The 17132-nt window shown below is 70.8% G+C and carries 14 protein-coding genes; 6 read left to right on the forward strand and 8 right to left on the reverse strand.

Annotated elements, in window-relative coordinates; genetic code table 11:
- Positions 1-21: 21 nt before the first annotated feature.
- The 3 genes from BJ972_RS08155 to BJ972_RS08165 all read right to left on the reverse strand — a co-directional run bounded on the left by BJ972_RS08155 (position 22) and on the right by BJ972_RS08165 (position 2919).
- A complete protein-coding gene (locus BJ972_RS08155) occupies positions 22-1740 on the reverse strand; it encodes a D-apionate lactonase family protein (RefSeq protein WP_129174003.1) in 1719 nt (572 codons plus the stop codon).
- Positions 1740-2492, reverse strand: coding sequence for an SDR family NAD(P)-dependent oxidoreductase (locus BJ972_RS08160; protein WP_129174001.1), 753 nt, complete (start codon positions 2490-2492; stop codon positions 1740-1742). The genes BJ972_RS08155 and BJ972_RS08160 overlap by 1 nt, the downstream gene beginning before the upstream one ends.
- A 61-nt stretch (positions 2493-2553) precedes the next feature.
- Positions 2554-2919: a winged helix-turn-helix transcriptional regulator gene (locus BJ972_RS08165; protein ID WP_129173999.1), complete on the reverse strand. Its 366-nt coding sequence runs from the start codon at positions 2917-2919 to the stop codon at positions 2554-2556.
- Positions 2920-3009: 90 nt separating this feature from the next.
- Between BJ972_RS08165 and BJ972_RS08170 the strand changes: the two genes are divergently transcribed.
- From BJ972_RS08170 to BJ972_RS08190, 5 genes are all read left to right on the forward strand, one after another.
- The gene (locus BJ972_RS08170; RefSeq protein ID WP_129173997.1) at positions 3010-3864 is read left to right on the forward strand and encodes an SDR family oxidoreductase; all 855 of its coding nucleotides are present in this window, start codon (positions 3010-3012) and stop codon (positions 3862-3864) included.
- A 79-nt stretch (positions 3865-3943) separates the two neighbouring features.
- Entirely contained in the window at positions 3944-4972 is a 1029-nt protein-coding gene (locus BJ972_RS08175; RefSeq protein WP_129173995.1) for a permease, read from the forward strand.
- Entirely contained in the window at positions 4962-5720 is a 759-nt protein-coding gene (locus BJ972_RS08180; RefSeq protein ID WP_129173993.1) for a TIGR03943 family putative permease subunit, read from the forward strand. The genes BJ972_RS08175 and BJ972_RS08180 overlap by 11 nt, the downstream gene beginning before the upstream one ends.
- Entirely contained in the window at positions 5710-7122 is a 1413-nt protein-coding gene (locus BJ972_RS08185; protein ID WP_129173991.1) for a hypothetical protein, read from the forward strand. The genes BJ972_RS08180 and BJ972_RS08185 overlap by 11 nt, the downstream gene beginning before the upstream one ends.
- A 195-nt stretch (positions 7123-7317) precedes the next feature.
- Positions 7318-7806, forward strand: a complete 489-nt coding sequence (locus BJ972_RS08190; RefSeq protein ID WP_129173990.1) for a LysM peptidoglycan-binding domain-containing protein — start codon at positions 7318-7320, stop codon at positions 7804-7806.
- On the opposite strand, the gene BJ972_RS08195 is transcribed toward BJ972_RS08190, so the two are convergent.
- Positions 7778-8461, reverse strand: coding sequence for an NAD(P)H-binding protein (locus tag BJ972_RS08195; protein ID WP_129173988.1), 684 nt, complete (start codon positions 8459-8461; stop codon positions 7778-7780). The two genes, BJ972_RS08190 and BJ972_RS08195, sit on opposite strands and share 29 nt — an antisense overlap.
- A gap of 122 nt (positions 8462-8583) precedes the next feature.
- Between BJ972_RS08195 and mgtE the strand changes: the two genes are divergently transcribed.
- Positions 8584-9924, forward strand: a complete 1341-nt coding sequence (gene mgtE / locus BJ972_RS08200; RefSeq protein ID WP_129173987.1) for a magnesium transporter — start codon at positions 8584-8586, stop codon at positions 9922-9924.
- Between the two features lie 146 nt (positions 9925-10070).
- Here the strand turns inward: mgtE and BJ972_RS08205 are convergent, their stop codons facing one another.
- From BJ972_RS08205 to BJ972_RS08220, 4 genes are all read right to left on the reverse strand, one after another.
- On the reverse strand, positions 10071-11702 hold the full coding sequence (locus BJ972_RS08205; RefSeq protein WP_129173985.1) for an alpha/beta hydrolase: 1632 nt from the start codon (positions 11700-11702) through the stop codon (positions 10071-10073).
- A gap of 126 nt (positions 11703-11828) precedes the next feature.
- Positions 11829-13256, reverse strand: coding sequence for an argininosuccinate synthase (gene argG, locus BJ972_RS08210; RefSeq protein ID WP_129173983.1), 1428 nt, complete (start codon positions 13254-13256; stop codon positions 11829-11831).
- A gap of 75 nt (positions 13257-13331) precedes the next feature.
- Positions 13332-15287, reverse strand: a complete 1956-nt coding sequence (locus tag BJ972_RS08215; protein WP_129173981.1) for a beta-galactosidase — start codon at positions 15285-15287, stop codon at positions 13332-13334.
- A gap of 7 nt (positions 15288-15294) precedes the next feature.
- A complete protein-coding gene (locus BJ972_RS08220; protein ID WP_129173979.1) occupies positions 15295-17052 on the reverse strand; it encodes a glycoside hydrolase family 35 protein in 1758 nt (585 codons plus the stop codon).
- Positions 17053-17132: the final 80 nt, after the last annotated feature.

Genomic DNA, 17132 nt, shown 5'->3' on the forward strand with positions numbered 1-17132 from the left:
CTCGCCTAACTGAGCCGACCCTTATCGAGCAAGCACGAGGCTCAGCGCGGCACCCGCTTCGACGACCAGATCGCCGCCCGGCTCGAGCGCGGAACCACGTGCATCGACCGCGCTCCGCAGCCCGGGAATCGGCGGCAGTGCGACATCCGTGTCCGTCGGATTCGCGACGAGCACGACGACCTCGTCGCCCGCATCCACCCCGATCGCGGCGAGCGGCTCGCCGATACTCACGTCGACGAGGTCGCACCCTTCGAGCGCGGCGAGCCAGCCGAGCGCGACCGCAGCAGCGCCCGACGCCGCCCGCGGGCCGCGTTCCTCGAAGTAGCAGAGCGACTCGACGCCGTCGCCCGCGAGCGCCGCGACACTCGCGACGACCCAGGCCGCAAGAGAGTCGGCGCCCTGTCGATCGTCCGTCGCGGGTTCGGCGGCGAGACCGGCCTCGCTCGTCGCAACGGCGTTGAACCGCGCACGCAGCGTGATGGGTCCGATGCGGAGGGGGCGCCCGTCGGCGATCGAGCGCGCGTCACGCACGACGTCGCGCTGCACGTCGAGCGCCTCGACGAGCTGATGCCCGCTCAGGTCGTGCATCATCGGCGTCATGCTGAAGGTCAGGGGGCCGCGCCACGACGTGATGCGCGCCTGCTCGCGGTTCAGCTCGGTGAAGTGCGCGCGCACGCCGCCGAGAACCGGCACACCCGGCACGGCGGCCGCGAGCGCGTCGAGCAGATCGGGCGTCGCGACGTGGTCGACCCGGTCGAACGCCGCCACCGACGCGGGCGGCACGCTCCACTCGGTGAGCACGGCCACGACGGGCGCGAGCTCGGCTACCTCGCCCACGACGATGCGCACGTCGAGCGGTCGCTCCCCCGCATCGCGTCGCGCGCTCGCGAGCGATTCGCGCCAGCCCGGGTGCTGCGGATCGACCTCGACGACGAGTCCGGCGGCCGGCGACGGGGTGCCGGTGTGCACAGAACTCGCGAGAGCCGTGATGCGCGGCATGGTCTGCCCGGTGAGCGTCGCTCCGAGTCGAAGCGCCGGCCGACCGTCATCCGTCGCCGCACCTTCATCACCCGCGCGGCACTCGAGCCGGATCGACTGGCTGATCGTCTCGCCGACGCGCACCGCGACCGGGAACGGACGCGAAAGCGGCGTCGAATAGGTCTTGAACGAGGCATCGGTCCAGTTGCGCTGGTCCTCCATCTCGAAGACGTCTCCGGCGAAGACGGCTCGCGCGGCGACACCCTGCGTCGACCATTCGAGGGCGGCGATGTCGTGGGCCGGCTGGTGCGGCGCGATCGCGACGGTGAACTCGGTCGCCGTCTCGGTGCCGTCGGGGTGGATGACGCGGAGCGACGATCCCGCGACGCCCGTGGGGTGCAGCAGCACGAGTCCGATGCGGTTGCGGTCGAACGGCGACTCGATGCTCGCGTCGACCCGCGCCTCGAAGACCGTGTCGCCCGCGCCGATCTCGAGCCGCCACGCGACCTCCGGCCCGTCGCCCGCGCTGTGTCCGTGCAGCACGAGGCCGTGATCTGTCGTGTCGACGCCGACGACGCTGCGCGGCACGGTGCCCCAGTCGGCATCGCGCACGACGAAGCGGATGCTCCGCGCGACGAGTCGCCCGCGGAAGCGGATGTCGTCGACCTCGCCACCGCGGATCTCCGCGCTCCACGGGCCGGCCGCGAACGCGATCGGTTCGCGCTCGAGAGGGGTGAGCAGGTCGCGGGGCGCCGTCGTCATCAGAGCGTCGTCATGCCGCCGTCGACGCGGAAGGTCGAGCCGGTCGCGAAGGTCGCCTCGTCGCTCGCGAGGTACACCATGATGCCCTCGACGTCGGCGGGCGTGCCGGGACGGCCGAGCGGGATGCGCGAGACGATCGCCGCGCGGCTCTCGGGGTCGCCCGAGATCGCGGAGACGAGCGGGGTCTCGGTGTAGCCCGGAGCGACGGTGTTGACGCGGATTCCCTCGGCGGCATATGCCGCCGCGACGGTGCGCGTGAGGCCGTGCATACCCGCCTTCGAGGCGCTGTAGGCCGTGAAGTCGGCCCCTTCGCCGTTGAGTGCCGTCGGGCTGCCGGTGAGGATGATCGAGCCGCCGCGACCGAGCATCGCGCGCACCGCATACTTCACGGTGAGGAAGGCGCCCGTGAGGTTGATGTCGATCGTGCGACGCCACACGTCGAGGTCGAGGTCGGCGATCTTCGCGTCCTGCCCGAAGAGCTGCACTCCCGCGTTCGCGACGACGACGTCGACGTCGAAGCCGTCGACGGCGAGCCCCTCGAAGGCCGCCGCGACGCTCGCCTCGTCGGCGATGTCGAGTTCGACGGCGACGGATGTCGGGAAGGCCGAGGCGGCATCCTGTGCGGCGGCGAGGTCACGGTCGGTGAACGCGACGCGTGCACCCTCGCGGGCGAAGCGCTCGGCGACCTGGCGGCCGATGCCCGATCCTGCTCCGGTGACGAGTGCGGTCTTGCCGGTGAGGCGATCGGTCATGGCATCTCCTTCGATGGATGGGTCAGCGACAGCATACTCGCGGACAACCGGTTGACCAATACTACGATCCGTCGACGATCGCTCCCGCGTTGTCTTCGACCCAGTCGATGAGCGGCCGCATGCGCGCCATGAGCTCCGAGCCGCGTTCGGTGAGGCTGTAGTCGACGCGCGGCGGGATGGTCGCGTGAGCGAAGCGGTGCACGATGCCGTCGGCCTCGAGGGTGCGCAGCGTGCTCGCGAGCATCTTCTCGGAGATGCCGTCGACCGCGCGGCGCAGTTCACCCCAGCGCAAGGTTCCGTCGGAGAGCGCGAGCAGCACGAGCACGCCCCACTTGCTCATGACGTGATCGAGCACGACGCGCGTGGGGCACCCCTCGGTGAACGACTTCGGTTCGCTCTCCCGGAAATCCACAATACTTACCGACATGTGGGTACCTTACCGCAAAGTGGGTACCCACTCTCGGGAAGGTTTCGGCGGCGCGGCCCGTTGGCTCAGATGTCAACCGAAAGGACACTCATGACCATCCTCGTCACCGCCGCCAGCGGACAGCTCGGCCGCCTCGTCATCGACTCGCTCCTCGGCCGCGGAGCCGCACCCGCCTCGATCGTCGCCGGAGCACGCGACCCGCAGAAGATCGCCGACCTCGCCGAGCGCGGCGTCGCGACCGTCGCCCTCGACTACGCGAAGCCCGAGCAGATCGCCGCCGCACTCGACGGCGTCGAGAGCGTCCTCCTAATCTCGGGTTCGGAGCCCGGCGGCCGCGCCGAACTGCACGCCAACGTCATCGACGCCGCGAAGGATGCCGGTGTCGCGAAGCTCGTCTACACGAGCGCGCCGTACGCGACGACGTCCGAGCTCGTGCTCGCCCCCGACCACAAGGCGACCGAAGAGCTCATCGCCGCCTCGGGCGTTCCCGCCGTGATCGTGCGCAACAACTGGTACACCGAGAACTACGCGGGCGACCTCGCCCAGGCCCGCACGAGCGGTCGCCTCGTGTCGAGCGCCGGCGAGGGACGCGTCGCGAGCGCGAGCCGCGCCGACTTCGCCGAGGGTGCAGCGGTCGTGCTGCTCGAAGACGGCCACATCGGCCAGGTCTACGAGTTCTCGGGCGACACCGCGTGGAGCTACGACGAGCTCGCCGCAGCGATCGGCGAGGTCATCGGCGCTCCCGTCGAGTACACGCCCGTCTCGACCGACGAGCACGTCGCGATCCTCGAGTCGGTCGGTCTCGATGCAGGAACGGCCGGCTTCGTCGCGGCGATCGACTCCGGCATCCGTGCCGGTGCACTCGCCGACGCCGACCCGACGCTCGCCCGCCTCATCGGCCGCCCGACCACGCCCCTCGTCGACGGCCTGCGCGCGATCGCCTGATCCCGCCCGCGGGGCCGGTCACCCGGCCGGCCCCGCGCCCCGCGCTTCCTGAGAACGATTCGCGGTTAGCATGGATCGCATGCCTCATCCCCCGGTGCGACACGCGACCCGCACCGGCGCACCCACCCGCACGGGCACCGGTCTCGTCATCGGGGCGGGACTCCTGCTCGCGATCCTCTCGATCCGGCTGTTCGCACCCGCCGAGTTCGGCGCCGCACTCGACGACCGCACGCGCGACTTCGTCACCCTGTCGATCTCGGTCGTCATCGAGTCGCTGCCGTTCGTCTTCCTCGGCATCCTTCTCTCGATCCTCGTGCAGCTCTGGCTGCCCGAGGGCCTGCTGCTCCGCCGCCTGCCGAAGAGCGCACCGCTCCGCCGCATGGTGCTCTCGCTCCTCGGCGTGCTCCTGCCCGTCTGCGAGTGCGGCAACGTGCCCCTCGCGCGCGGCCTCATCATGCGCGGCCTCTCGCCCGCCGAGTCGATGACGTTCCTGCTCGCTGCCCCGATCCTCAACCCCGTGACGATCATCACGACCTACCAGGCCTTCGGCTGGGATGACGGGATCCTCGTCTCCCGCATCCTCGGCGGTTTCGTCATCGCGAACCTCATCGGATGGCTCTTCAGCCGTCATCCCGCCCAGAGCGAGCTCTTGACCCCGCGGTTCCAGGCGGCGTGCGAGCGCGACCACGCCCACCCCTCGACGGCGAGCCGGTTCACACAGAGTGTGCAGATGTTCGCGCGCGAATCGGGCGCGATGCTCCCGGCCCTCTTCGTCGGTTCGGCCGTCGCCGGGCTCATTCAGGTCGCCGTCTCGCGCGACCTGCTCACGACGCTCGGCTCCGACCCGATCTGGTCGGTGCTCGCGCTCATGGTGCTCGCGTTCGTCATCGCGATCTGCTCGAACGTCGACGCCTTCTTCGTGCTCGCGTTCGGCTCGACGTTCCTCCCCGGCGCGATCGTCGCGTTCCTCGTCTTCGGGCCGATGATCGACGTCAAGATGCTCGCGCTCATGCGCACGACCTTCACGACACGCACCCTCGTGATCGTCACCGCCGTCGTCGGACTCTCGTCGGCGGCCCTCGGACTGGCGGTGAACTATGCGGTTTAGTCGACTCCTCTCGCGCTGGCAGGGCGTCGTGCTGAGCCTCCTCGGCATCGTCGCGACGCTGTGGCTCGCGGCATCCGATCAGCTCGGCCTCTACATCCACCCGCGCTACTACGGCTTCACGGTCATCATGGCCGTGCTCGCCGCCGTGCTGTGCCTCGCGGCGTTCGCCTTCGTACCCGGTTCGACCGACGAGGACGACGAGCACGAGGGCCACGCCACGCCGGCGCCCCGCGGCCGACGCTGGGCGATGCTCGGCGGCGCGGCCATCATCATCGGATCCGCGATCGCCCTCCTCGCCCTCCCGCCCGCGGCACTCAGTTCGGCGACGGTCGAGCAGCGCGAGCTCAACAGCGGGTCGGCCGCGGTCGATGCGCCCGACCTCGTCGGCGCCGACACCGCAGCATTCACGGTGCGCGACTGGGCGTCGCTCCTCGCGCAGAACCCGAGCCCCGACGATGTCGCCGGAACCCCCGTCGACGTGGTCGGCTTCGTCACCGCCGACCCCGCGGGCTCGGCCGACGTCTTCTACATCGCGCGCTTCGTCGTCACGTGCTGCGCGGTCGACGCCCAGCCCGTCGGCGTGCCCGTGCACTTCCCCGGCTGGCAGGAGCAGTTCCAGACGGATGACTGGGTCGAGGCGAGCGGCGCCTTCATCCGTAACCCCGATGCGACGGGCGCGACGCCCCTCACGCTCCTCCCCGAGACGATCGAGCCCGTCGAACAGCCCGCGGAACCGTATGTCTACTGAGGTTCCGGCGTCCGGTTCGCGTGCATTCGGTCGGCGCCTCCTCGTGACCCTGCTCGTGCTCGCTCTGCTCACGGGCGCCTTCGCGGTGCTCAACATGCTGCAGGGCGCGAAGCTCACGAACGCCGCGATCGACACGCGTCTCGCGACCGATCGCGCGGGCACGACCCTCGTGCTCACCGCGAACCAGCCGATCGACTCGATCGCCGACGTGCGGGTCTCGCCCGACGAGGCCGTCGACGTCGCGATCGACGGTCGCACGGTCTCGCTCGCCTTCGAGCGGCCCCTCGCCGACGCGACCGACTACGACGTGACCCTCTCGGGCGTCGTGGGCACGATCCAGCCGACGCACTCGGAGTGGACATACAGCTTCTCGACCCCCGACCGCCCGATCGGCGTGCTCTCGCGCTCGGCCAGCGGTGACGACCGTGTGCTCGTGCGCGACCTCCACGGCGGAGCGGCGGGCTCCGTGTTGTTCTCGGCCCCCGTCATCCGCTCGTTCGACATGACGAGCGACGGCCTCGTCGCCGCCCTCACCGTCGAGCCCGATGGTTCGACGCGCGCGTGGGTCGGCGGGCCCGACGGCGCCGCCGAGCTCGTGCCGCCGCCCGAGGCCGCGGTCGGCGCGACGATGTCGGAGTTGCACGCCTCGCCGACGAACCCTCTCGTCGGCTACACCGTCTCGACGCCGGGCACGCCCGAGGCGCCGGGGCTCACCGACGCCCTCGTGCTGCACGATCTCTCGGGTACGTCCGACGGGGCCGCGCGGTTCGTCGGCGTCTTCGGCGACAAGCCGGCGAGCGTGCTGCACTGGACGTTCGTGCCGGGCACGTCGAGCGTCGTCGTGCAGGATGCCGAGTTCTCACTCTTCCTCGTCGATGCCCTCGGACTCCGACCGCCGCAGCCCCTCGGCCGCTTCGACGAGATGCGCGGGTTCATCCCCGGCACGACGACCCTCGTCGTCGCCGATCCGGATGCCGGCTCGCTCATCGACCTCGCTACCGGCAGCGTCACGCGCCTCGAACTTCCGCTGAGCGAGCTCGCCGACGGAACCTACGCGGGGCGCACGCACCTGCTCTCCCCCGACGGCGCCTATGTGCAGTCGTTCTCCGTCGCCGACTACTCGACCGGGTCGACGCGGCTGTTCTCGAGCGTCGCGCGCGTCGACGCCGACGGCACGACGACCGAGCTCTTCGCCCCCGCCACGACGTCGAGCCGCGTCGACCAGTACTGCCCGGCGCCGAACGGTCGATCGGTCGCGGTCGTGACGGTGCCGCTCGGTGCGGTTCCCGACTCGGATGGCGTCGCCCCGGGCTTCGCCGACAGCCTCACGACGATCGTCGACGCCGTGACCGGCGCCGTCATCGCGTCGAGCCCCGGCGCCTTCCCCGACTGGTGCCGCTGAGCCTCGTCCCCCCACACCCACCCCGCACCCCCACGGTCGTCGAGAATCGCCGTTCGCGTCGAGAATCGCCGGTAGAGCGGGTCATCTCGACACCACGGGCGATTCTCGGCGGCGAGTCGGCGGGAGCATAGGGTGGAACGCGTGTCCGCGAGGGGTGGGCCGAGGGATGTCTGTATCGATGCGAGGGGGTCGCGCATGCGACAGCGGGGAACGATGGCGCGCGCAGGACGGGGGCCGCACGTCGCGGCGGTCGTGTTCACGGGGAGCGTGCTCGCGCTCGCGGGGTGCTCGGCGCCGCCCGCCCCACCCGCCGAGACGATCTACGTGACGGTCACGGCCACGCCGACACCCACACCGACTCCCCCGCCCGAGGCCGCCCCGGCTCCCGAGCCCGAGGCCCCGCCCGCACCCGAGCCCGTGCCGAATGCCCCCGCACCCGAGATCGAATGGGGTCCGGCGTACGACACGGGATCGATCGCGGGCGCGACGGGCACACCCGAGACCGCGGGCGACGGGTCTCTCGTGCGCTACGTAGTCGTCTCGGGCGACAGCTTCTTCGACATCGCGCAGCGCTTCGACCTGCCGCAGCAGCAGTTGCTGCGCATGAACCCGCAGATCCACGACTTCGGCGAGACCGTCTACATCGGCCAGGTCATCAACCTCGACTGGACGCAGACCGGCTGAGCCGGGCCCGGTCAGGCCTGATCGCGTCGGCGATCGGGGTCCGGCCCGAGTTGAAGCGGATCGTACGGCCGATGGTGGCGGGCTCGCGCAGCACGGCGGCGATGACCGCGGCGACGTCGGCGCGCGCGACGGTCGCGCTCTCGTCGTCGTCGACAGAGATGAGCCCCGTCGGCTCGTCGAGCGTGAGACCACTCGGGCCGAGGATCGTCGCGTCGAGGCTGCTCGCGCGCAGGTACTCGTCGGCCGCGGCCTTCGCCTCGGCGTACGCGAAGAACGAGTTGTCGGCGGGCACGCCGTGGTCGGTGCTCGCACCGAAGTAGGAGACGAGCACGTAGCGCGAGACGCCCGCCTTCGCGGCGGCATCGATCGATCGGATCGCCGCGTCACGGTCGACGGCGTACGTACGCTCGGGGTTTCCTCCGCCGGCACCGGCCGACCACACGACGGCGTCGTGCCCGGCGATGATGTCGGCGAGTTCGTCGACGCTCGCCGATTCGATGTCGGCGACGATCGGGTTCGCTCCGGCCGCGCGCACATCGGCGGCGTGGTCGGGGTTGCGGATGACGGAATCGACCTCGTCGCCGCGCGCGGCGAGCAGGGGGGCGGTGAGCAACGCGATCTTGCCGTGTCCGCCGATGATCAGGATTCGTGACATGTTCGGTACCTCCTCGTGACGACAGGTGCCGCCTCATCCAGCCTACGCTCGCCCCGACAGGGCAGACTCGGGGGTGGCCTCCGGCCAGAGTCATCCCCCGCCCCTCACCGAGAGAAGTCGCCATGGCAGCCGAGACGACCGCCGCAGACCTGCGAGACGCCCTCGACGAGGGGCGGCTCGTGCAGGCATCCACCCTTCTCGCCCCGCTCGACGTCGACGACACGATCGAGGCGCTCTACCGACTTCCGCGCGCCGCTCAAGCCGTCGCGTTCCGGCTCCTGCCGAAGGACCGCTCGCTCGATGTGTTCGAGCGTGTCGATCCCGCCCTGCAGCGCGACCTCATCGAGACGCTCGCCGATGCCGAGGTCGCGGCCGTCTTCGCCGCGCTCGATGCGGAGGAACGCGTGCGCGTCGTCGAGGAGCTGCCCGCGAAGGTCGCGAAGCGCCTCATCCAGTCGCTCGCTCCCGCCGACCGCGCGCAGACGGCCGTCGTGCTCGGCTATCCCGCGGGCTCGGTGGGACGCCGCGCGAGCCCCGAGTACGTGCGCGTCTTCGCCGACGAGACGATCGGCGCCGCGCTCGATCGCGTGCGCGCCCAGCCGAACGACGACGAGAGCCTCTACACGTTGCCCGTCGTCGACCGGCAGCGCCGACTCGTCGGGCTCATCGGTCTGCGTGAACTCGTGACGACGCCCGGCGACGAGCTCGTCGGAGCCCACATGGGTGAGGCGATCCAGGTCGTCTCCGACGCCGACGAGGAGGAGGCCGCGCGCGAGTGCCTCGACCACCGACTGCTGTCGCTGCCCGTCGTCGACCACGAGGATCGCCTCGTCGGGCTCCTCCGCATCGACGACGCCGCGCACATCATCGACGAGGCCCACCGTGAGGACGCCGCTCGCGCCGGAGCCGCGGAACCGCTCACGCGTCCGTATCTCCTCACCTCGGTCTTCACGCTCACGCGCTCGCGCATCGTCTGGCTGCTCGTGCTCGCCGTCTCGGCGATCCTCACCGTCAATGTGCTCGAGATCTTCGAGGCGACGCTCGACCAGATGGTCGCGCTCGCCCTCTTCATCCCGCTGCTCACCGGCATCGGCGGCAACACCGGATCGCAAGCGGCGGTGACGGTGACGCGCGCGATCGCGATGAGCGAGGCACGCGGGCGCGACATCGGCCGCGTCGCCCTCAAGGAGGCGACGACGGGCCTCCTCATGGGCACCCTGCTCGGGGCGATCGGCTTCACGGTCGCGACCCTCGTGTACGGCATCGAGATCGGCTGGGTCATCGGGCTCACGGTCGTCGCGATCTGCACGATGGCGGCGACCGTCGGAGGCGCGATGCCGCTCGTCGCGAAGTCGATACGCGTCGACCCCGCGGTGTTCTCGACGCCGTTCATCTCGACGTTCTGCGACGCGACGGGCCTCATCATCTACTTCACGATCGCCCGAGCCGTCCTCCACCTCTGACCCGCGAGCGCCCCTGCGCCCGCGCCCGCGCAGAACAGTCTCGGCGTCACGAATGTGCTGCTCAGCCCCGACGAAGAGCACATTCGTGACGCCGAGACGAGGAGAAGGGGCAGGTGCGCGCGGAGGGATCGAGGGGGCAGGCGACGCTAGTTGACGGATGACGCGGGCTGCACGACCGCGTACGACTCGATCTCGCGACGCACGCGGTCGAGGGCTTCGGCGTCGAGCCCGCCGTCGCCCGTGACGGCGACCCAGCCATCGACGACGACATCGCCGTAGTTGTGTCCGTGCCGTGCGGGAACGCTCTCGCCCATGAGCATGTCGATCGTCACCTGCACGCCCGTGACGACGGGCATCCAGCGCATGGCCGGGCTCACGTCATCCGCTCGCGGCTCACGCAGCCACTCGGGTTCGCTCCACAGCAGCTCGGTGCCGAGCCACGTGACGGGATCGGTCGCGTGCTGCAGGTAGGCCACACGCGGCTCGCGCCACGGCCCGGGCAGCGCGCCCGCGTCGCCCGCCTGCGAGAGCCAACGCACAGCCTCGCCCGAGTCGACGACGGGTTGCCAGACGGGGCTGCCCGCATCGCGCGCGGCGGTGAGCTCGCGCCAGAGCTCCGAGCCGTTCGGGCTTCCGACGAAGAGTGCTCCGTCGGTGCGTGAGCGCACGTCGGCGAGATCGCCGAAGACCGCCTGGCTTCCGTGTGCGCCGAGGCTCAGGCCGTACGAGATGAGTTCGGGCCGGTCATCGGCCGGGAGGCCGAGCCACTCCTCCTCGACCGCGTCGAAGAGCACGCGCGCCGCCTCGACCGGGGCATCGGGATCGAAGACGAACGAGACCCAACTCGGCGTGTAGGCGTACTGCATCGAGACGATCGCCGTATCGCCGCCGTGCACGTATTCGATCGCATCGACGGTCTGGGGCTCGAGCCAACCGGAGCCCGTAGCCGTCGCGACGACGAGCACGTCGCGCTCGAACGCGCCCGTGCGCACGAGCTCGTCGACCGCGAGACGCGCACGCTCGGCGATCGAATCAGCCGAGCCGAGGCCCGCGTAGACGCGGATGGGCGTGAGCGCCGGCTGCCCCGTGAGCGTCTCGATCTCGGCCGCCGTCGGCCCGCCTCCGACGAACGCCGTGCCATGTCGACCGAGGTCGGCCCAGTCCATCGCAGAACTGTCGCCGGCTGATCGGTACTCGGAGTCGGGTTCGGCAATCCATGGTGCGGGCGGCCCGTTGCGCGTCGCATACACACCGTCGAGCACTCCCATGACGACCGCACCGGCGAGGAACCCGCCGAGCCCGACGACGATCGTCGTGCCGAGCAGGCCGACACCGAAACCGACCGTCCGTGCGAAGCGACGCTGCAGTGCGAGAACGCCGCGCCCGAGCAGAACGCACAGCACCGCGACCGGTGCAGCGCCGAGCACGAAGAGTGCGGGATCGGCCGCGGTCAGTTCGGGCATCTCAACGAGTCCGCGCACCTCGTTCTGCCAGCCGAGCGCGATGGGCGCGAGCAGGATCACACCGATGATGACGAGCGCGCCGAGCGCGATCCACGCCCCGCGGACGAGACGCGTCGGCGGGCGCCACGGCACCAGCCGTCGAACGACCGCGAACAGCGCGGCGCCGACGAGGTAACCGACCGCGAAGGCCAGCCCCGCGACGACGCCCTGAAGAAGCGCGGGCCGCGGCAGGAGCGAGGGGGTCAGCGACCCGATGACGCCGAGCAGCCCGACGACGACGCCGCCGGCATCCGCTCGCCACCATCGCTTAGTCACGTGCCCCACCCCACTACTCCGCAGTCGCTGCGTCCCGCGCAGATAGTTTCGGCGTCACGAATGTGCTCGTGCGCCCCGGCGAAGGGCACATTCGTGACGCCGAGACGGAAGAGCGGGGGCCGAAGCTCAGTCGGCGCCGAAGTCGAAGGCTGCACCCTCGCTCGCGGCATCCGTCGCGCGGTCGAGCGCTTCGCTCTCGCCGCCCTCGAGGATCTCGTCGGCTTCGCCCGCTTCGAGGCGACCGACGAGCTCGGCCGTCGCGCCGCCGATGATGCCGGCGGCCGCGTACTGCTCGAGACGTGAGCGCGAGTCGGCGATGTCGAGGTTGCGCATCGTGAGCTGACCGATGCGGTCGTCGGGGCCGAAGGCGGCGTCGCCGACGCGCTCCATCGAGAGCTTGTCGGGGTGGTAGCTGAGGTGCGGGCCGGTCGTGTCGAGGATCGTGTAGTCGTCGCCGCGGCGCAGTCGCAGCACGACCTCGCCCGTGACGGCCGAGCCGACCCAGCGCTGGATGGACTCGCGCAGCATGAGCGACTGCGGGTCGAGCCAACGGCCCTCGTACATGAGGCGGCCGAGACGGCGACCCTCGGCGTGGTAGTTGGCGACCGTGTCCTCGTTGTGGATCGCGTTGAGCAGGCGCTCGTAGGCGATGTGCAGCAGGGCCATGCCCGGTGCCTCGTAGATGCCGCGCGACTTCGCCTCGATGATGCGGTTCTCGATCTGGTCGGAGACGCCGAGGCCGTGACGGCCGCCGATGGCGTTCGCCTCGAGCACGAGGGCGACGGGGTCGGAGAACTCGACGCCGTTGATCGCGACGGGGCGACCGGCCTCGAAACGCACCGACACCTCTTCGGTCTTCACCTCGACGTCGTCGCGCCACGAGGCGACACCCATGATGGGCTGCACGATGTCGAGACCGCTCGAGAGCTCTTCGAGACGCTTCGCCTCGTGCGTCGCACCCCAGATGTTCGCGTCGGTCGAGTACGCCTTCTCGGTCGAGTCGCGGTACGGGAAGCCGCGCGCGACGAGCCACTCGCTCATCTCGGTGCGGCCGCCGAGCTCGCCGACGAAGTCGACGTCGAGCCAGGGCTTGTAGATGCGCAGGCGCGGGTTCGCGAGCAGGCCGTAGCGGTAGAACCGCTCGATGTCGTTGCCCTTGTAGGTCGAGCCGTCGCCCCAGATGTCGACGCCGTCCTCCTTCATGGCGCGCACGAGCATCGTGCCCGTCACGGCGCGGCCGAGGGGCGTCGTGTTGAAGTACGTCTTGCCGCCCGAACGGATGTGGAACGCGCCGCACGCGAGGGCGACGAGGCCCTCTTCGACGAGTGCCGACTTGGCGTCGACGAGGCGCGCGATCTCGGCGCCGTACTCGAGGGCGCGGCCGGGGACGGCGTCGATGTCGGGCTCGTCGTACTGGCCGATGTCGGCCGTGTACGTGCAGGGCACCGCGCCCTTCTCGCGCATCCACGCGACGGCGACGGAGGTGTCGAGCCCTCCGGAGAAGGCGATGCCGACGCGTTCGCCGACGGGCAGGGAGGAGAGCACCTTGGACATGAGTACAACCTTATTGCGAACGGAGGCGCGCTGAATCCGCGAACGAGCCCCGAGAACGGATGACGGGTGCGGGCGTCAGTCGCGCCACGATTCGGCGCCGTAGGCACCGAGCGTCACGTCGCGACCTCCGACCGTGACCGTGACGGTCTCGGACGTGTGGTTGAAGACGAACCGGCGACCGCCGCGCACGACCGTCTCGAGCCCGAAGCGCGGCTCGTCGAAGTCGGCATCCGTGCCCGATTCGGCGAGCACGCGCGCGATGATCGCGTCGGCGAGGGCGTCATCCGGCTGGGTCGCGACGTACCAGGCTGCTCCGCCGCCGGTCGTGGCCCGCCGCGTGATGGCCGCCTCGCCCGCCGTGATGCCGTCGTCGAAGCGCGCGAGCACCTCGGCGTCGTCGACGACGACGAACTCCTGCCAGTCGAGGGCGCGTCCGGCGAGCTCGCCGGCGAGGGCGAACGTCGAGCCCTCCTGACCGGGTGCGAACTCCTCGACGCGGGCGCCGAGGGTCGCCTGGAGTGCGCTGCCCTCTCCGCCGAGGTAGCCGCCGAGGTGAACGTGCAGGTTCTCGTCGAGGACGATGCTCTGGTGCCCGATGACGAGGTGTCCGCCGGCATCGGCGAAGCGCGCGAGCTCGTCGGCCGCGGCGGTCGATGCGGCGTGGAACGCGGGTGCGACGACGACGGAGTACGCCGACAGGTCGGCACCCTCGCGCACGAAGTCGATCGTCACGCCGCGGCGCTGGAATGCGGCGTACCACGACAGCACGGTCTCGACGTAGTCGATGCGGCCGGGCGTCGCGGGCTGCTCGACGGCCCACCAGCTCGCCCAGTCGAAGACGATGCCGACGCGCGCGTCGACGCCCGTGCCGAGCACGTCGCCGAGGCCCGCGAGTTCGGCGCCGAGGGCCTGCACCTCGCGGTGCACCCGGGAGTGCTCGCCCGCGTGGGGCACGAGGGCCGCGTGGAACTTCTCGGCGCCGGCCTTCGACTGGCGCCACTGGAAGTAGAGCACTCCGTCGGAGCCGCGGCCGACGGCCTGCAGCGAGTGCAGGCGGTTCATGCCCGCGGGCTTCGGGGCGTTGCGCTCACGCCAGTTGACGGCGCTCGTCGACTGCTCCATGAGGAGCCACGGCTGGCCGCCGCCGAGCGAACGCATGAGGTCGCGCGACGCACCGAGACGGATGTACGCCTTCGGGTCGGCGGGGTCGGGGTAGGCGTCATCCGTCACGAAGTCGACGTGCTCGGCCCAGGCCCAGTAGTCGACGTCGCGGAAGAAGCCCATGAAGTTCGTCGTGATGGGCACGTCGGGCGTGATCTCGCGGAGGATCTCGACCTCGGCGCGGTGCAGCGACAGCAGCGCATTCGACGAGAAGCGGTCGAAGTCGAGCAGCTGCGTGGGGTTCCGGAAGCTCGGCGCCGTGCGCGGGGCGTCGATCTCGTCGAAGCTCCCGTAGGCCTGCGACCAGAAGGCCGTGCCCCACACGCGGTTGAGCTCCTCGATCGTGCCGTAGCGGGCCTCGAGCCACACGCGGAACGCTTCGACCGACGCGTCGTCGTAGCTGCGCGCGATGTGGCAGCCGTACTCGTTGTTCGTGTGCCACGCCTCGAGCGCGGGGTGCGAGCCGTAGCGTTCGGCCATCGCGCGCACGAGCTTCATGGCGTGCTCGCGGTAGACGGGCGACGACGGGCTGTACTGCTGGCGCGAACCGAATCCGAAGCGCACGCCGTCCTCCGTGACGGGCAGCGACTCGGGGTGCAGGCGTGCGAGCCACGCGGGCGGCGAGGCGGTCGCGGTCGCGAGGAACACGCGGATGCCGCCGGCGTGCAGTCGGTCGAGCACCTCGTCGAGCCACGCGAAGTCGTACTCGCCCGGGCGCGGCTCGAGCTTCGCCCACGCGAAGACGGCGACGGTCGCGGTCGTGACGCCCGCGCCCTGCATGAGGCGCACGTCGTCGATCTGCACGTCGAGCGGCCACTGGTCGGGGTTGTAGTCGCCACCGAAACGGATCGAGGGGAAGAGGGAGGTCATGATGCTCCTAGAAGTCGGTGTGACCGAGGATCAGGTCGGGGGCGAAGCGGATGGTCGGGTCGGCGAGGGTCTCGAGTTCGAGCACGACGATGCGGTTCGAGCCCGCTCGCGTCGCGGGGCGCGGCACGTAGAGGGTGCCCTGCGGGCCCTTCCGCCAGTACCGGCCGAGGGCGAATCCGTTGACCCAGACGAGGCCCTTGCCGAAGTGGCGGGTGTCGAGGAAGAGGTCGGACGCCTCGTCGAGTTCGACGTCGGCGACGAGGAAGGCGGGCTCGGCGAGCACGCCGTCGACGGATGACTCGAGCGCGCCGGCCTCGGCGGCGAGGGCGTCGATGTCGACGTCGAGGGTCTGCCAACCGGTGAGCTCGGAACCGTCGAGCCTCGCGGGGCCGATGAGCCCCTTCTGCTCGCCGATGCGCGTGCCGTAGTTGACGCGACCCTCGTCCTCGATGAGGAGGGCGAACTCGCCGCTCGTGCGCGGCAGGGTGAGCGCGTTCTCGTGCAGCTCGCGCGCGAGCGTGCCGATGTAGGCGCCGTCGAGGGTCGCCGTGGCACGGTCGCGCACCTCGTCGACGGTGAAGACGGCGGGAGCGCCCGAGCCCTCGAGCAGAGTGCGGTAGTACGCGAATCCGCGGTACCGACCGATCGAGTCGAGAGTGGGGAGGCCGGCGGCCGGCATCCACTCGTTCGCACCCTCGGCGAGCGTGCGGAGGGCGGCGACCGTACGGAGGGGCGCCGTCGGAGTGGGCGCGGGCACGGCACCGGCGGGGGTCTCGTCGGGCACGGGGGCGTAGCGCGCGATGACCTCGCGGAAGCGGTGGAACTTCTCGGTCGGGCGGCCGGCCTCGTCGAGCGGGGAGTCGTAGTCGTACGACGTGATCGTCGGCTGGAAGACGCCCTTGTCGTTCGCGCCGTTCGTGAGACCGAAGTTGGTGCCGCCGTGCACCATGTAGATGTTGACCGAGGCCCCGGCCGCGAGCAGCGTGTCGAGCTCGGCGGCCGATTCGGCGGGAGTCGTCGTGTGGTGGTGGGCGCCCCAGTGGTCGAACCAGCCGCACCAGAACTCGGAGCACATGAGCGGGCCCGTGGGCTGCGCAGCGCGCAGTGTCGCGAGGCGCTCGGCCGAACGCGAACCGAACGATCCGGTCTTCAGCAGTTCGGGGAGGCTGCCGTCGTCGAGCATCGTGCCCGCGGGCTGGTCGACGGTCGTGAGGGGTACGTCGATGCCCGCGGCGCGCGTGACGCGCACGAGCTCTTCGAGGTACGCCTTGTCGGAGCCGTAGGCGCCGTACTCGTTCTCGATCTGGACGAGGATGACGGGGCCGCCGCTCTGCACCTGGAGCGGTTCGACGATCGCGAGGACGCGCTCGAGGTAGCGGGTGATCTCGGCGACGAAGCGGGGCTCGCTCGAACGGATGCCGATGCCGGGCTCGAGGAAGAGCCAGGCGGGGAGTCCGCCGCCGTCCCACTCGGCACAGATGAAGGGGCCGGGGCGCACGATCGCGAACATGCCCTCGTCGTGCACGAGCTCGAGGAAGGCCGCGAGGTCGAGCCGTCCGCTCGCGTCGAACTCGCCGCGGCGGGGCTCATGCTCGTTCCACGGCACGTACGTCTCGATGGTGTTGAGACCCATCTGGCGCGCGGCACGCAGGCGCTCGCGCCACTGGCCGGGGTGCACACGGAAGTAGTGGAGTGCTCCGGAGATCACCTGGAACGGCTCACCGTCGAGCAGGAAGTCGCGCTCGCCGATCGAGAACTGAGGCATGGCCATCCGATTCGGGACGTAGGGGAAGAAGAGGAGCGGGCAGGCCGCGGGCGCCGCCGGAGGGGACCGACGACGCCCGC

Source organism: Agromyces atrinae, assembly GCF_013407835.1.
GTDB lineage: Bacteria > Actinomycetota > Actinomycetes > Actinomycetales > Microbacteriaceae > Agromyces > Agromyces atrinae.

Coding starts and splice junctions, on each gene's coding strand:
- BJ972_RS08155 (WP_129174003.1), bottom strand. CDS start 1,740: ATGACGACGGCGCCCCGCGACCTGCTCACCCCTCTCGAGCGCGAACCG.
- BJ972_RS08160 (WP_129174001.1), bottom strand. CDS start 2,492: ATGACCGATCGCCTCACCGGCAAGACCGCACTCGTCACCGGAGCAGGA.
- BJ972_RS08165 (WP_129173999.1), bottom strand. CDS start 2,919: ATGTCGGTAAGTATTGTGGATTTCCGGGAGAGCGAACCGAAGTCGTTC.
- BJ972_RS08170 (WP_129173997.1), top strand. CDS start 3,010: ATGACCATCCTCGTCACCGCCGCCAGCGGACAGCTCGGCCGCCTCGTC.
- BJ972_RS08175 (WP_129173995.1), top strand. CDS start 3,944: ATGCCTCATCCCCCGGTGCGACACGCGACCCGCACCGGCGCACCCACC.
- BJ972_RS08180 (WP_129173993.1), top strand. CDS start 4,962: ATGCGGTTTAGTCGACTCCTCTCGCGCTGGCAGGGCGTCGTGCTGAGC.
- BJ972_RS08185 (WP_129173991.1), top strand. CDS start 5,710: ATGTCTACTGAGGTTCCGGCGTCCGGTTCGCGTGCATTCGGTCGGCGC.
- BJ972_RS08190 (WP_129173990.1), top strand. CDS start 7,318: ATGCGACAGCGGGGAACGATGGCGCGCGCAGGACGGGGGCCGCACGTC.
- BJ972_RS08195 (WP_129173988.1), bottom strand. CDS start 8,461: ATGTCACGAATCCTGATCATCGGCGGACACGGCAAGATCGCGTTGCTC.
- mgtE (WP_129173987.1), top strand. CDS start 8,584: ATGGCAGCCGAGACGACCGCCGCAGACCTGCGAGACGCCCTCGACGAG.
- argG (WP_129173983.1), bottom strand. CDS start 13,256: ATGTCCAAGGTGCTCTCCTCCCTGCCCGTCGGCGAACGCGTCGGCATC.
- BJ972_RS08215 (WP_129173981.1), bottom strand. CDS start 15,287: ATGACCTCCCTCTTCCCCTCGATCCGTTTCGGTGGCGACTACAACCCC.
- BJ972_RS08220 (WP_129173979.1), bottom strand. CDS start 17,052: ATGCCTCAGTTCTCGATCGGCGAGCGCGACTTCCTGCTCGACGGTGAG.